This window comes from Parabacteroides vesiculifaciens, from assembly GCF_049860805.1.
Classification (GTDB): Bacteria; Bacteroidota; Bacteroidia; order Bacteroidales; family Tannerellaceae; genus Parabacteroides.
In genome coordinates this window covers 4,665,393-4,680,690 of record NZ_CP187555.1, presented here as the reverse complement: position 1 = coordinate 4,680,690, position 15,298 = coordinate 4,665,393, and the positions used below count along the sequence as shown (strand labels likewise).

Annotated in this window: 10 protein-coding genes; 1 reads left to right on the top strand and 9 read right to left on the bottom strand. The window is 48.2% G+C overall.

Annotated features, from left to right (window positions below; translation table 11 throughout):
- The first annotated feature begins 97 nt into the window (after nucleotides 1-97).
- Nucleotides 98-796, top strand: a complete 699-nt coding sequence (locus tag ACPYIV_RS18705) for a M48 family metallopeptidase (protein WP_293739299.1) — start codon at nucleotides 98-100, stop codon at nucleotides 794-796.
- Between the two features lie 57 nt (nucleotides 797-853).
- On the opposite strand, the gene ACPYIV_RS18700 is transcribed toward ACPYIV_RS18705, so the two are convergent.
- From ACPYIV_RS18700 to murC, 9 genes are all read right to left on the bottom strand, one after another.
- On the bottom strand, nucleotides 854-1,777 hold the full coding sequence (locus ACPYIV_RS18700) for an Rpn family recombination-promoting nuclease/putative transposase (protein WP_425884561.1): 924 nt from the start codon (nucleotides 1,775-1,777) through the stop codon (nucleotides 854-856).
- A 389-nt stretch (nucleotides 1,778-2,166) separates the two neighbouring features.
- Nucleotides 2,167-4,872 (bottom strand): DUF6383 domain-containing protein, encoded by a 2,706-nt coding sequence (locus ACPYIV_RS18695; RefSeq protein WP_301704237.1) that lies wholly within the window; start codon nucleotides 4,870-4,872, stop codon nucleotides 2,167-2,169.
- Nucleotides 4,873-5,812: 940 nt separating this feature from the next.
- Nucleotides 5,813-7,924 (bottom strand): hypothetical protein, encoded by a 2,112-nt coding sequence (locus ACPYIV_RS18690; RefSeq protein ID WP_293739302.1) that lies wholly within the window; start codon nucleotides 7,922-7,924, stop codon nucleotides 5,813-5,815.
- A gap of 200 nt (nucleotides 7,925-8,124) precedes the next feature.
- The gene (locus ACPYIV_RS18685) at nucleotides 8,125-9,540 is read right to left on the bottom strand and encodes a carbon starvation CstA family protein (protein ID WP_425884558.1); all 1,416 of its coding nucleotides are present in this window, start codon (nucleotides 9,538-9,540) and stop codon (nucleotides 8,125-8,127) included.
- 121 nt (nucleotides 9,541-9,661) lie between these two features.
- Nucleotides 9,662-10,111: a GatB/YqeY domain-containing protein gene (locus tag ACPYIV_RS18680; protein WP_293739303.1), complete on the bottom strand. Its 450-nt coding sequence runs from the start codon at nucleotides 10,109-10,111 to the stop codon at nucleotides 9,662-9,664.
- An 88-nt stretch (nucleotides 10,112-10,199) separates the two neighbouring features.
- On the bottom strand, nucleotides 10,200-11,540 hold the full coding sequence (gene ftsZ, locus ACPYIV_RS18675) for a cell division protein FtsZ (RefSeq protein WP_293739304.1): 1,341 nt from the start codon (nucleotides 11,538-11,540) through the stop codon (nucleotides 10,200-10,202).
- A 27-nt stretch (nucleotides 11,541-11,567) separates the two neighbouring features.
- Entirely contained in the window at nucleotides 11,568-12,986 is a 1,419-nt protein-coding gene (gene ftsA, locus ACPYIV_RS18670; protein ID WP_293732670.1) for a cell division protein FtsA, read from the bottom strand.
- Nucleotides 12,987-12,991: 5 nt separating this feature from the next.
- Nucleotides 12,992-13,720 (bottom strand): cell division protein FtsQ/DivIB, encoded by a 729-nt coding sequence (locus ACPYIV_RS18665; RefSeq protein ID WP_299360563.1) that lies wholly within the window; start codon nucleotides 13,718-13,720, stop codon nucleotides 12,992-12,994.
- Nucleotides 13,721-13,723: 3 nt separating this feature from the next.
- Nucleotides 13,724-15,142 carry a UDP-N-acetylmuramate--L-alanine ligase gene (gene murC / locus ACPYIV_RS18660; protein ID WP_293732668.1) on the bottom strand — a complete coding sequence of 473 codons (1,419 nt, stop codon included), beginning with the start codon at nucleotides 15,140-15,142 and terminating at the stop codon, nucleotides 13,724-13,726.
- Nucleotides 15,143-15,298: the final 156 nt, after the last annotated feature.

Here is a 15,298-nt window from a genome sequence, read left to right as displayed (position 1 = left end):
ATTATATTGTTTATACTCATTTTCGTTATCCGGCCGCAAAGATAATCAATTTCAACCATATATTGTTTGCCCATAAAACATTACTTTTGCAAGCGATATGGAAAAGACGATACAAGACAAAGAGCTGGGAACCATCCTCCTCCGCACCAGTCCCCGTGCTACACGCTACACGCTGAAAATCTCCAAGGGCATGATTACGGCTACGATGCCTCCGAGGGGCGACGAAGCGCGTATGCTGGCTTTTATCCGCGAAAACAGAAAAAAACTTCTCATAGCCCTTGCCAAACATCCCGCCCGCCCGCTCCTGACGGACGAGACGGAAATGCAGACCGCAACGTTCCGCCTCCATATCTTCCGTACCGACCGGGCTAACTTCTATATGAAATTAGAGGGTGGCATCCTGCATATCGCCTGCCCCGCACAGACCGACTTTGCCGACGAACGTGTACAAAAACTGCTAAAGGACCTCTTAGAACAGGCCCTCCGGCACGAGGCACGCCGCCTCTTGCCTACACGGTTGCTCGACCTGGCCTCCCGGCACGGCTTCACCTGCACGGGTGTAAAGATCTTCAACAGCAAAAGCCATTGGGGAAGTTGCACGCCACGCCGCAGCATCAACCTCTCCCTCTCGCTGATGCTCCTGCCCTGGCCCCTGATCGACTACGTCCTCCTCCACGAACTTTGCCACACCATAGAGATGAACCACAGCGACCGTTTCTGGGCACTGATGGACAAGGTGACGGACGGGAAAGCGTTAGAGCTGAGGAAGGAGTTAAAGAAGCATCATATGCTGTAAACCGGATTGTCATGTGCTAAAACAACCCGGACGGTTCAATTGACGAGCACTAACAGACTACAACTCGCTAACTTCTTTTACCGGCAAACCGGTACATTGCGCAATCGTTTCGATATTGATTCCCTGCTTTTTCAAATTGGCAGCGATAAGGCGCTGTTCCTCGGCTTTGCCTTTTTCTACTCCGTGCTTCATGCCTTCCGCCTTGCCTTTTTCTATTCCTTTCTCCAACCCATCTTCGAAGCTGGTATCGAGGGCGGCGGAAAGGTCACGTTCGACGGATATGCTTAGTTCGTATTCCAAGCGTTGATCGGGGGTCATGCGCTCTACCTCCACGATGCTTTTCAGCTTGCGGAATATCTGGTTATTCAGTTCCTGGGGTAATCGTTCCATGATCTCGATGTTGTTTAAGACATATAACCACTTCTTATAAAGCGTATCACACTCATGCAAAGGTAATACAAATTTCGGCATTTCAAGATAGATTTCGTTAAGTGTTTCGCTAAAGGGCAGCTTCAGCTCCCGATCCATGCGAACGACATCCCAGCGGTATTTCTCCGGACGGGACGGGTCCATGATGTAGTTCAGAATGCACACGACATACACCTTGCTGATTTGGTAGTTCCAGCGTTTGCGGATTACTTCGTCCGGTTCCTTTTCGAGCTTTTCCTTTACGATCATAGACTGTTGCTGGATAGCGAACGAGGCGTAGTACAACACTCTGTCGGAGAAATATTTCTGCCGGCTTTTCTGCATCTCGACAATAAAGACTTCTCCCTTTTCGTTCTCACAAAAGATATCGAAGACAGCCCGTCGCTGCTCTTGCTTCAGACCGAGCATCTCGACATTCCGGAACGTAATATCAACGATTACTTCCTGTTGGATAACTTCATTGAGGAAACTAATGATAAGATCTTTACTTACTTCACTGCCGAAAATCTTTTTCCAGCCGTAATCCGAGAAAGGATTGACAAATTTGTTCATAATTAAATGTTTTAGCTGCAACTGTTATTACTTCGATGACAAATATAAGTAAATATACCGTACATAAAGTGCGAAAGATCAATTATCTTTCCAATTTCTTTCCAATAAAAAACGAATCCCCTGCAATCTATGACTACAAGGGATTGTTTTTTGTCTACTTCGGTCTTCACAGAGGGAGAGCAGATGAACTTTTTTTGATTTCATTACTTTAGTATTAATATTCATCGCTTGTTCGCCCTCGCGGGGTAGTTGGCTGATTCGGACGGTAAGCTGTAAAAGCTGGCGTTCCGGGAATGCCGCACGATGAATCTTAGAATTATTTGATTATAATTTTTATGTACGTGTGTAGGGATGCACGGCCGTGCATCCCTACGTGTGTAACACATTTATTATTTAACGATAGCTTTAACAGCTTCTTCACCTTCAACAGCTACTACAACTACACCCTGAGGAGCAGCGATAACAGCGTTGTCAGAAGAGATAACAGTGTTAGCAACAGTCTGGCCTAAGATGTTAGAGATAACAACTTTCTTGCCGGCAGCACCAGCGATTGTTACCTGGCCTTCACCAGCGATAACTTTAACTTCACCTATTGAAGGAGCCGTTTCGTTAGCAGTAGGCATATCAGCTTTATCTACAGAGAACAACAATGCATCATCAGTTGTAGCAACCAAGTGAAGGATACCATTTGTTTGAGCCATATATTTCAAAGGTGAAACCTGGCTTTCAATATAGTATTCAGCATCAGTAGCAGATTTTCTGAATGCGAATGTGTAGTTCTTCTTCACATTTGCAGGAACAACTGTATCTTGAGCAGCAGCTACATCATAGACATGCAAGCTATCCAAATCAGCACCGATTCTCATTGCTTTTCTGAAACCTAATGAATCATTAGCTGCAGCATTCATGAAGAAACGAACATCATTTGCATACTCTGCAGAATCCATAGCAATAGTCTGCTGAGTAGAAATCATGTACAACGGTTTGATTGTATCGTTTTCATATACATCCAAATACATGCTGAAGTTTTCTTTTTCAAATGCAGCAGCTTTCAGTTCAGTTACAGCCTTCAGTACACCGCAGCTATCAGAGTTCATAGAGATAGCCAATGTCGGATTTTCTACAGAAGAAATTCTCTTATGACCCGGAGTACCTTCGATTGTTGCATATTCAGGAGCCAACGGAGCTTCCAGAGAGAAGTAGCCATTAATCAGGTTCAAATCTGTATTCAATACAACTTCGGCAGAAGTACCGGAAGCTGAAACCTGACCTTCAAGAGTCCAAGCACCAGAAGAAACACTTGCAACCGGTAAAACCTGATACCAACCTTCAGTTGTTGTTTCTCTGAACACGAAATATTTGTCATCATCAGAAGTACTTAGTTTATAAGCTTTTCTCGTAGCATCATAAGCCAAAGTATCTGTTCCGTTATACAATTTGTAAGCAACAGCAACCAAAGAGTCTGCACCGATAGAGAATGTATCTACAGGGATAACATTGAAATACAAGGCATTTTCCTTATCCATGTTAGCAACTTCCAGAATTGAATCGTTAGCAGCTTCACGAACGAAAGGAGTCGTACCTTCTGTCAATACAGAATGGAACTGAAGAGCTAATTTTGTTACAGCTTCTTCCGCTGCAGTTTCACCCATTTTCTTGTAACCAACATAAATACCTTCGGTTGCAACCGGAACGATCTTCAATGTATCACTACCGTAGTAGTAGACACCTTCCTCGTCAGAAGAATACAATGTAGCGGCAGAAGCAGCAAATGATTTACCTGATTCTCTGTTTACAAATGCAGGTTTATTTGTAGTTGAAGCCAAAGACCACTGAGAAGAAGGTAACCATGCTTTTTCGTAACCAGCCTTCACCTTTACATTTGTTGCACCGGCCAAAGTTGTAGCCAATGTGGAAACATAAACACTATCGCCAGCTTCCTTATAAATATAATATGCACCTGCAGGCAATTCAACCTTTGTTCCTGCACCCAACGTTACAGAAGGCAACACGTTTGCAGTAGAAGGGGCAGAAGCTGTCAAAGCTTTAGATGTACCATCAAAACCTACTAAAGTTACAAAACCTGACGTAATTGTAGAAGTTGCGGCAAAAGTTGTATTAGCAGCAGCAGTCGGAATATTTACAACCTCAATAATGATAGAATCCTTTACATTCTTCCAAACTTTAAATTGGAATGATTCAGCGATCTTACCTGCTTTAGGAGTTGTATTATCCAATGTATCTAATGCAAATACCAAACCACCGTTAGCTTTTGTACTATCAATCAAAGCACCGGTTTTTGTATAATACACTGTATCGACGTTCAGATAGGCAGCTTTCGTTCCTGTTAAAGAGCCTAATTTCTGCAAATACATCGTTGTATCAGTCTCCTGAGTGTTATAACCAACAGCTTTAAATGTTGTCTTAAATGCATTTGCGCTATTCACAGCCTGATCAGTTGTGGAAGTTGTGCCATCAACGGTCCAAGTAAAATGTGAACCATTAATACCATTTAATTCAGCAACAGTCATAGCCTTCCAAGCCGGAACTAACGGCATAAGTGCCACTGTAGTTGTTGTACCTTCTGACAAAGATAAAGAATCTGCAGTACCCCCTGCAGTGTTAGTAGCAACCAAAGTGTAAGTTTTACCCCCTGCAATGTGAGTCAAACCTGCAGCATTACCATTTGTCCAAGCCCAGCCAAATTTATCGACTGCAGCATCATCATTTGAAAGAATAGCGTTGCCCTTCTTATCCAATTTCAAAGTTTTGCTTGTCAAAACATTTGTAAAAGTGAAGTAATCGCCCAAAGCAACAGTAGAACCTGTCGATACGGACCACAAGGCAGAATCACCCAATGCAGCAGCTGCGGCATCATCAGCGATTACCTTCAAAACCAAACTGTCTTTGTTTGCAGACGATTTTACAATAGTCAATGCCTTTGAACCTCCAGCAGGTTCTGCAGTTCCCAAGTAGTAGTATTCACCACTAACAATAGAATCAGCTTCAGCAACAGCCTCCGTAATTGTCTGTGCTGAAACAGAAGCACCTACCATGACAAAAGCAGCCAAAAGAGTAGAAAACTTTTTGTTCATAATCTAAATTTTAATATTAATAATACAGTTAATTGAAATGTCAGTTCTTACTTTTTACTATTATATATGTACACGTATATAATGTACACGTGTTAACTTTTGTATTTTGACAGCAAAAACGATCCTTTTTTTTAGTCATTTTTTTGCCTATCTTCGGAGTTCGTATCGGAAAGACGGTTTTTTGTACTCAAATTGCTATCTGATTGATAAGAAAGGATATAGAGGCACGAAATTTTTTACAGAAAAGAGTTGTGGTTTAAAAAGGAATGCGTATTTTTGTCTCGTAAAAATGACGAATTTAAACGATCGTTTTTTTTAGTCATTTTCCTACCACTCAATACTTTCATTTTCAATTATTTATTCCTCAAACACCAAGTCTAAAAATTCATCAACGTCCGTTTTGGTCCAAAAATCGGTGCTTTTCAAGGAAATCATTGATGCTTACTGCGTTTCAGAGGGGTGCTTATCCGTTTTTAATCCGATGCCTATTCGTTTGTTTTTCGGTGATTGTCTGATTTTCCTCCCAAAAACTGTCAAAACTGTCAAAACTGTCAAAACTTCGCCCCACATATTTTAATTGTCACATTCGCTCCGAAATTCCCGATTAATAGCAACAACAAGCAGAATAACAGCATATTATAATAATAAATTCCAACTTTCAAAGCTACTATCCTGCCAATTTACCGAAGCTTTGACGGACATTTTCATCCTTCTACGGAATTTCGACCTACTCCAAACAATACATTGCCATCGTTTCCTCTCTAAAATGTCCGTAAAAGACATTCCCCATAGGCTCAAAATGAATGAAAAAAATGCAGAAAACAATAGTTAATCGATTAATAATCAACAAATAGACATCATTGCATATTCATTGCTCATTTTCAAAAATGGAAGGCGAAGTTTTGACAGTTTTGACAGTTTTTCCGGCATACTGCCATTGTCACTGCATCGGAACAAACCCTTCGTAGCGCACCGTCCAACTCCCGTCTTTCGGAAAACCGGGAGCCTCACCCACGGAGCCGTCCCAACCGCCACACATCATGGCGACTGCCGTCAGCAACGCCCCGTTGGAAGGGAAATAGGGGAACGGGCCGCCTGTCGCCAGACCGTGTTCGTCGAACTGGAATCCGGCGGATGGGTGCATCAGCATATCGATAGCCAGCGCCGGCTGTCCCGTACGGGCGGCGGCCATTGCCAACATCGGGAAATCCCAACCCCAGATGCGGTTGAACTGCCATTCCTTGCTGACTTTCTCCAGCGTACGCTTGAAGGTCGCGAGGTCTACCCCGTCACCGGGCAGCATACCGTAGACACCGGTCAGGGCCGGATGCTCGTAAGTATATTTCGTCCACATATCGGGGATGCCCTCGTAGGTGGTATAGACACCATCGGCAACGGGAAGGGGCGCCATCTTCGAGAGCACTTCCTTCCATTTTTTCGTCCGTTTTTCCGGCAGGCCGAGGCGGTCCGCCCACTCCAACGCCGTACGCAGGCCGTAGCGGAAATAGCCTAACTCGAAAATCGGGTTGATGGTCTGCAACGGGTCCGTATTCTCGGAAACGACGACGACGGGGGGGCCCAGGACATATTGTTTCGTCTTTTTGTCGTAAAAAAGATAATCCGCCATATAGTCGGCCGTGTTCAGCACGATGTCTTTCCATTTCTCCAATGTCTCGGGTACAGGCTTCCGACGGTATTGCATCTCGGCGAAGTAGACCGGATGGGGTTCGTGCCAGATCAGGTAGGCATGGGCGCTGCCGGGCCATTCGCGGTTGAAGTTCCCGGTACATTTGGGCCAACGTGCACCGGTGCGGCCTTCGCTCTTGGCTCGTTCGAGGGCTGCCGGCATAAAGTCCTTATAGACGTTCAGGTAGTTGTCGAAACATTCCATCCGGTTCCACAGCCCGTAGTGCACACCGTGCCACCAGATCATCTCGAAATGGAAACGGCCGAACCAGCCGTTGTTTACTAAGCCGGATTCCTGGGGTGGCAACAGGCCGCTTTCGTTCGCGCGCATCAGATATTGCGAGAGGACGATGCGGCGTTCCAGTTCCAGCCAGCGCGGGTCCTTGCTGCCGGAGAGGTCGATGGCGGCTCCCGAACGCCAGTATTTCTCCCAGCTGGCGGCACTCTTCCGCTCAATAGTGGCGACCGGCTCGGTCACGCCTGCGACCGGTTCGGGAGAGAAGCAGCAGGTAAAGGAGAAGGTGGAGGTATGCCGGGGCTGGAGGAGGAACTTATGCGTCTCTTCCGATTCACGGCTGAAGGTGGCGGGGCCGGTCCAGTCGAGGGTGGCGTAATAGTGCGTGTCGTCCATCGTGCGGGCGATACGGACCGAGTTCGGAGCTAATTTCTCGAGTGTGGAGGTATGACCTGAGATCGTGTCGTAGCGACCTATATACTGTTTGAAATAGCGTCCGTCGGGATAGGGGAAATCGAGATAGATGCTCATATTGCCGTCGTTCAGCAGTTCGGACTCGATGCTGACTCCGATCATGTCTTTATCGGGATGGCAGACGGTACGCACTTTCACTTCCTTGCGGTTCAGTTCGAAACGGCTGTAAACGACACCCGTCCACAGGTCGATCTCCTGGCGGGCGTTGCCGAGGTCGATTTCCTGCGCTTCCGTACCGTCTTCGCGGAGCAGGCGGAAACCGATGCGGCCCAGGTTATAGCGGTGGGGGTTCTTGGTCAGCCATTCGGACAGTTCCGGCTGGTCGGGGTTGCGGAGTTCGTAGGCGATCTTTTTACCGTGCGTCTCCACGACAACCGGACGGTAATCTTCGGCTTTCATCCCTTCGGGGAGGGGGAAACTATGCCAGCTCCAATCGGACAGAGTGTTGAAGGGGACGAAGGTCTGCAATCCGGTTATATCCATCCCGAAGGCGAACTTGCCGTTACCTACTTGTGCCGGACTTTTCAGGAGCGTCCCGGTCGTGCATACGCGATGCCGCTTGACAACAGCCTCCCGATCGATAGGTTCTCCCATTACAGACAAAGGCAAGAGGGCCGACAGGCAAAAGAGGCTTACTAAACTTATCAGTTTTCTCATGGTGGTTATCCTTTAATTTGTTTCTGTGGATAAAGATAAGAGATAAACCCCAAGCCTCAGTTTACAGTTCTGATATTTTTCCTTCGATTTCTGGTAAATGATTGCCGTTCCGTAGGGGCAGGTTCCAAACCTGCCCGAAAACACGGATTATCATTTGCCGGTATTGGGCGGGTTTGGAACCCTCCCCTACGAGGTCTGTTTTATAATTTGCCGACCATCTTCTTCCAAATCAGGAAGAAAACAAAGACGACGATTGTTATGGCTATACCGATAATCTGTGAAATGCCGGTCCCCATGCCTAAGCCTTCGGGGGCGACAAAGATGTATGTCGAACAGACGGCTGTCATAAACAGGGCCGGGATCAGCGTAACGATATAGGGCTTCTTCGAGATTACCAGATAGACGGTCAACGCCCATAAGGTAAACACGGCCAACGTCTGGTTACTCCAGGCAAAATAACGCCAGATCATATCGAAGCCGTCCTTGTCTTTCTGGCTGTAGAGCAAAAGAGCGATAGCCACTAAGAACAAAGGGATGCAGATCATGAGCCGCTTGGAGATGCTACGCTGTTCGAGATGCAGGAAATCCGCCACGATCAGGCGGGCCGAACGGAACGCCGTATCGCCGGAGGTAATCGGGGCGGCGATCACACCCAGGATCGCTAATACACCGCCTACCGCACCGAGCCATTCTTTCGTGATGCTGTCGACGACAACGGCGGCATTGTTTTCGCCCATGCCGTTGTTATGATAGAAATAAGTAGCGGCAGCCGCCCAGATCAGCGCAACGATACCTTCCGTAATCATGGAACCGAAAAAGATAGGACGCCCGTACTTCTCATTCTTGATGCAACGGGCCATCAACGGACTTTGCGTCGCATGAAAGCCGGAAATAGCGCCGCAGGCAATACTGACGAACATGATCGGGAAGATAGGTAAATGACCGGGATAGGTGTTCGGCATCCCGTCCGTAATCTCAGGCAACGGAGGATGATTGACGAACAGCATAATCAGGATACCGATCGCCATAAACAGCAAAGCTCCTGCAAACAGTGGATAGACTTTGCCGATAATCTTATCGACCGGCAACAAGGTCGCCAGAATATAATACAGGAACACGACTATGATCCAAAAGGTGGCATCCAAGTGTTCCGGTGTCAGCTTAGCCAACAGCCCGGCAGGACCTGCCACAAACACGGAACCGACCAGCACCATCAGGACCACCGTAAACCCACGCATAAACTGCTTGAAGTTCACACCTAAGTAACGGCCGATAATTTCGGGAAGACTCTCCCCGTTATGACGCAGGGACAACATGCCGGACAGGTAATCGTGTACCGAGCCGGCAAAGATACTTCCCAGTACAATCCACAGAAAAGAGGCGGTTCCGAACTTCGCTCCCATAATGGCACCGAAGATCGGACCCAGCCCGGCGATATTCAGGAACTGGATCATAAAGACTTTCCAGGTAGGCATCGGGATGTAATCCACGCCGTCCTGATGTGTATAGGCAGGAGTCTGCCGCTTGGCATCGATGCCGAAAATACGTTCAATGAATTTGCCGTAGACGAAATAGCCTACGATGAGTGCAATAAGGCAACAAACAAAAGTAATCATACCGGTAATTGAAAATTGAGAATTGAAAATTAGATTAATAAGGAGACAACAAGAGGAAGAAAATGGAAAACTGAAAAGTAAAGTGTTTCTTCTTTATCTTTCAATTTTCCATTTTCAAGTTTCAATTCAGCAGTCTTTTAACGACTTCCGAGATCATGCGCCCTTCGGCTTTTCCTGCCAATGCTTTGGAGGCAACGCCCATTACCTTGCCCATGTCTTTCGGACCGGCGGCTCCGACCTGTGCGATGATCGCTTTCAGCTCGGCTTCCAGTTCTTCGGCAGACATCTGTTTCGGCAGATACTTTTCGATAACGGCTACCTGTGCCAGTTCAGCGTCGGCCAGATCCTGGCGTCCCTGCTGCACGTAGATAGTGGCTGAATCTTTGCCTTGTTTAACGAGCTTCTGCATGATCTTCAACGCATCGGCATCAGTCAATATGTCGTTGGCTCCCGGAGCGGTCTTCGCTTCGAGAAAGAACTTCTTTACGTTTCTCAGTGTTTCAAGGGCTACTTTGTCTTTCGCCTTCATTGCGCTTTTAATGTCTTCGCTGACTCTTTCAAACATATCCATAGTTTTGTAAATTAAAGAATTAAGAATGAATAATTAAACCTTCAGGCTCCCAACTATTCATCATTAATTTTTCCTTATTCATTATTCATTATCTAAAACTAATAACTGTGCCGCCCGATTTAGGCTTCTTGCTCCGGTTAGCGGCAGGCGAGGTGAACGACATGCTTTGTGCACGCGGCTCCTCTCCTTTCCGGCGTATCTGCTGCACATCTTTTGCTGTCCGCTTGTAAGCCGGTTTATCTTCCATGAAAGCAATCAGGGTGTCGTCGTCCAGTTCGTCGACGGTAAGGACTACGATTTCGGTATTCGGACGGGAATCGATATACTCGCCGTAATATTGCTTCACCCATTTATCTTCTTCTTCTCTCGCTCTCCTTGCGGCTTCTTCCCGCTCTGCTGCGAGGCGTATTTCTTCTTCGGTGGCAAGCTCTTGCTGTTCGCTCTGCGTCAGGATGTCTTCCAGGCCGAAACCGGTCACGAGGATCGTGATCTTGATCTTATGACCCAGGCTGTCGTCATAGCCATGTCCCCACTTCACCTCATATTCGGTCTTGAACTGGGACATGAAGTTGTGTATATCCGTCATCTCGCTGATGCGTAGCTCGTCTTCATGGCTATAGTAGATGACAAACGCCACACGCTTGGCATTGAAGATATTGTTGACATCGTTCACCAGCGTGTTTTCCAACGCCTCGTTGATGGCCTGGTGCAAACGTCCTTCGCCCTCCCCGAAACCGATACTGATCAGGGCGACGCCACTGTTGCGCATCGTCGTGTCGACATCGGCGAAATCGACGTTCTGTTCGAGGTTGGTCGTGACAATCTCGGCAATGCTCTTGGCGGCAATCGTCAACGTCTCGTCGGCTTTGCGGTTGGCCTGTGGAACCGGCATATCGGCAAAATTCCTCAACCGTTCGTTGTTGATGACAAGCAGGGAGTCTACGTTCTGCGCCATCTTCCTGACACCTTTCAACGCCTTCACGATCTTCGGACGTCCTTCAAAGACAAAGGGGATCGTGACGATACCGACGGTAAGGATTCCCATATCTTTGGAGATCTTTGCAACGATAGGCCCGGCGCCTGTACCTGTGCCCCCTCCCATTCCGGCAGTGACAAAAGCCATACGGGTCCCGTCGTCGAGCATATCGTGGATTTCTTTCTCACTTTCAAGGGCTGCCGCTTCTCCTTTTTCGGGAACGTTGCCGGAGCCAAGCCCGTTTGTCGTGTTCCGTCCGATCAGGAGCTTATCGGGAACTTCCGACTTCTGCAACGCCTGATTATCGGTATTGCATAATACGAAAGATACATCCCGGATACCTTCGCGGTACATATTGCTGACCGCATTACCACCACCGCCACCGACACCGATCACCTTGATGATTGTCTGAGGCGCTTTTGCCAAATCAAAATCGTATGTATTATCGTCCATTGTCGTCTGTCTTTTTATTGTTACCGATTATTCCTCATTCAACATATCGTCCACCTTGCCGGCCGCCCTATCCACTGCCTTATCGAAGAGGTCGAAGATTCCCCAGCTCTTGCCTTTCTTCTTCTCTTCCTCTTTCTTAGCTCCGGTGTTGCGGTTCTTAGTCGTCGTAGCCGCGGCCTGCTTTTCGACAGGCGGTTCCTCCTGCTTTTCTTCTATTTCAACGATTACGGGTTCTTCCTTCGGCTCGGTCTTCGGTTCCACCACCTTCGGTTTCTCCGGTTCGGGAGCGATATAAAGGGCGCAGTTCTCCGCGCCTTTCAGCAACAGGGCGACTGCGGTCGTATATTCGGGATTGTTGGCTATCATCTCGCCGTCGGCAATCAGGTCTTTGCGGACGGATGCATAACGGACATCCATCTTGAAACGTTCGCTGAGGGCTTCGCGCATATTCTTCAATGCGGCGCCGTTGCCGGCAATCACGATGCTGTAACCGGGCTCTTTCGCCACGCCCGTATCTTCTAAGCGGGCGTATATGTTTTCGATGATCTCACGGCTGCGGGCTTCCACCACCATATTGATATCCGAGAGTTTGATCTCGCTTGAATGCTGTCCGTCGGCCAAGTCTACCGTGACCATCTGCTGTTCGTTGTCTTTCTCCCAGATAGCGTTGCCGTACGTGCGTTTGACACGTTCCGCTTCCTTCTCCGGCATACCTAAGGACATCAGGTCGCGGGTGATCAGATGGCTACCCAACGGAATGACATACAGGCCTGCCAGGCTACCGTCCCTATACATTGTGACAGAGGTAACGCCTGCACCGAAATCGATCAGTGCGCACCCTTTCAGCTTCTCCTGTTCCGTCAGGATCAGATCGGCCAATGCCAGCGGCGAGACAATGACACCTGCCACATCGATCCTGATCTGCTCCGACATATTCGTGGTTACGGCATGGCGGAGGGATGGACGGCCGACGAGCAGCTTATAGCGGGCTTCTATACGGGAACAGCCCTGACCCACAGGGTGAGTCTCCGGCTGGTTGTCGAGGTAATAAGCGGGAGCAGCTATATCCAGCACATCCAGCATATCGGGACGATATTGCCGGCATTCCTGGTTTAGTTCCTTCAGCACCTCTTCGGTCACCGTTCCGCTACCGATCACTCTCGACACAGCGTGGTTGACCGAACGAAGCGACTGGCCTCCCACCCCGATATATACCTTGCCGATGCGGGAACCGCCCAACTTGTTTTCCAGTTTGCGGATCAACCGCACGATCTTGCCGGCCGCATCTTTTATATTATATACACATCCTCTTCGTATACAGGTATCGGAGTTCTCCACTTCGTAGGCAATAATGGAAAGGGTCCCCGCAGGGCCTTTCGTGCCTACCATACCGACCATGTGAGAAGAGCCAAGGTCGATGGCCGCTATAAAGTCTGTGTATGCCATATTCTCTATCTTTTAGTACAAACAATCTGATCCTTATATTTTAAACTAATAATACCGTACTTCTCCCATCCCACCTTAGGGATCGCTTTCTCGTAGAAGAGCCGGAGGTTGTCCAGTTTCTCCTCGAAATCGGCAAAGGAGCCCAGCACGATACGGTGGTTGCCGACCCGCGGGATCAGCTCCACCTCGTTATCAGGATGAACGTAAATCTGTTCTATCTGATTATTCCAGAAATCATTCTCCTGCAAAAATAATGCAAATTTGTATAAGTCGGTTACCGCCAGCTCTTTTTCCACATATCCGCTCACTACCGGAACGTGCGCCACATAACGGCGGCTGACAGGCATCGTGCTTCCCAAATTATCCACATAATAGTTGCCTCGCGGACTTATCACACGCAAGATAGGGATTTTTTGCTCTACTTCCAATTTAATCATGCCGGAAGGAGTCTTGTAGGCCTCCACACGGGCAATCATTTCGTTCTTCAGCAGCTCGTTTTCAATCCGGTCTGTGTTGACCTCGTCCATCGGCTTCTTGATCGGGTTCAAGCCGGCCTTCTTGAGGATATACACCAGGTCGTTCTCGCTCACAAAATGTTTGTCGAGGCTGTCCACGACCACTACCTGGAGGTCACGGCACAAATCCTTCTGCCTGTTTTCCCGGAAGAAGAGGGAAACAAACACGATGTAACAGAACAACAGTGTTGCAACGATTATGGATACGATACGGATCACGATTTATTCTTTTTTATCCAATATTTGTTTTACCGGTTCTACCAACAGTTCAATATTGCCGGCTCCGAGCATCAGTACGACTTCGAGCTTGCCGGCTTCGGCAGCTACCACGTCCAGCAGTTCTTCCTTGCGGATCAACCGTTTGTCGGCGATGGTCACGGCATCGAAGATGATCTGCGAAGTGACGCCCGGTATCGGTTTCTCGCGTGCCGGGTAGATGTCCAGCAGTATCAGTTCATCCAAGAGCGAGAGGCTGGCGGCAAAGTCGGCGGCAAAGTCACGCGTGCGGGTGTAGAGGTGCGGCTGGAAGATACCGGTCACCTTGCGTCCGGCATAGAGTTCCTTCACGGAGAGGATGCTTGCCTTCAACTCGGCAGGATGGTGGGCGTAGTCGTCGATCAGGACGATATTTTCTTTCTTGAGATGGAAGTCGAAGCGACGGCGCGGACCGGCAAAGGTCGCCATACCGTGCTTGATCTCCTCCGGTGTCGCACCGTTCAGCCAGGCAAGGGCGATAGCGGCTACTCCGTTCTCGACATTTACTTTCACGGGCACACCCAACTGTATATCGGGAATGCGGACATCAGGGCCGACAAAATCGAAGAAGATCTCGCCACCTCCGATACGGACGTTCTCGGCGTAGAAAGTTGAGAGTTGAGAGTTGAAAGTTGAAAGTTCTTTTGTGTCGAGAGCACCGGTATAAGTATAAAACTTCACGCCTTCTTGCAGGCGGGGGGTTACGTTGATACCTTGCTTCATAAGCAGGCAACCGTCCGGACGGATCAGCGAAGTGAAATGCTCGAAACTTTCACGGTAGGCTTCCGGAGTCCCGTAGATATCCAGATGATCGGGATCGGCCGCCGTAATAACGGCCATATAGGGTTTCAGCCAGTGGAAAGAACGGTCGAACTCGTCCGCCTCTATCACGGTCAGATCACTCTTGTCGGAGAGCATCAGGTTGCTGTTATAGTTCTTCAGGATGCCACCTAAGAAAGCGTTGCAATCCACATGGGACTGTTTCAGCAGGTGGGCGACCATCGAAGAGGTCGTTGTCTTGCCATGCGTACCGGCCACACAGAGTCCCCGGTTATAGCCGGTGATCTCTCCTAATACGCGGGCACGCTTCATCACCTCGAAACCATTCCTCCGAAAATAGCAGAGCTCCGAATGGTCTTCGGGGACGGCAGGGGTATAGACGACCAGCGTCTTTGCCGGATCGGTAAAGTCGTAGGGGATCAGATAGACATTGTCCATATAGTGAAGGGCAGCTCCTTCACGGCTCAACTGCCTCGTCAAGTCGGAAGGGGTCTTGTCGTAACCCGCCACCTTCTTTCCCTTCGAAAGGAAATAGCGGATCAGGGCACTCATCCCGATTCCACCGGCTCCGACAAAATAGACAGCCGTTATGTTTTTTATATCCATATTTTCTTACTCGTTACTATTCTTTGTTACAAAGATACTATCTTCATATCGTATTTGCTATAAAAGGCCGGTATCTTCTTCGCAAAAGACTATAGCTTTTATGATAAAAGACTATAGCTTTTTCATTAAAAGACCATAGGTTTTCCGACAAAAGGT

Excerpts from the sequence above, each read along its gene's own strand:
- ACPYIV_RS18705 (WP_293739299.1), top strand. The coding sequence starts at position 98 with ATGGAAAAGACGATACAAGACAAAGAGCTGGGAACCATCCTCCTCCGC.
- ACPYIV_RS18700 (WP_425884561.1), bottom strand. The coding sequence starts at position 1,777 with ATGAACAAATTTGTCAATCCTTTCTCGGATTACGGCTGGAAAAAGATT.
- ACPYIV_RS18695 (WP_301704237.1), bottom strand. The coding sequence starts at position 4,872 with ATGAACAAAAAGTTTTCTACTCTTTTGGCTGCTTTTGTCATGGTAGGT.
- ACPYIV_RS18690 (WP_293739302.1), bottom strand. The coding sequence starts at position 7,924 with ATGAGAAAACTGATAAGTTTAGTAAGCCTCTTTTGCCTGTCGGCCCTC.
- ACPYIV_RS18685 (WP_425884558.1), bottom strand. The coding sequence starts at position 9,540 with ATGATTACTTTTGTTTGTTGCCTTATTGCACTCATCGTAGGCTATTTC.
- ACPYIV_RS18680 (WP_293739303.1), bottom strand. The coding sequence starts at position 10,111 with ATGGATATGTTTGAAAGAGTCAGCGAAGACATTAAAAGCGCAATGAAG.
- ftsZ (WP_293739304.1), bottom strand. The coding sequence starts at position 11,540 with ATGGACGATAATACATACGATTTTGATTTGGCAAAAGCGCCTCAGACA.
- ftsA (WP_293732670.1), bottom strand. The coding sequence starts at position 12,986 with ATGGCATACACAGACTTTATAGCGGCCATCGACCTTGGCTCTTCTCAC.
- murC (WP_293732668.1), bottom strand. The coding sequence starts at position 15,142 with ATGGATATAAAAAACATAACGGCTGTCTATTTTGTCGGAGCCGGTGGA.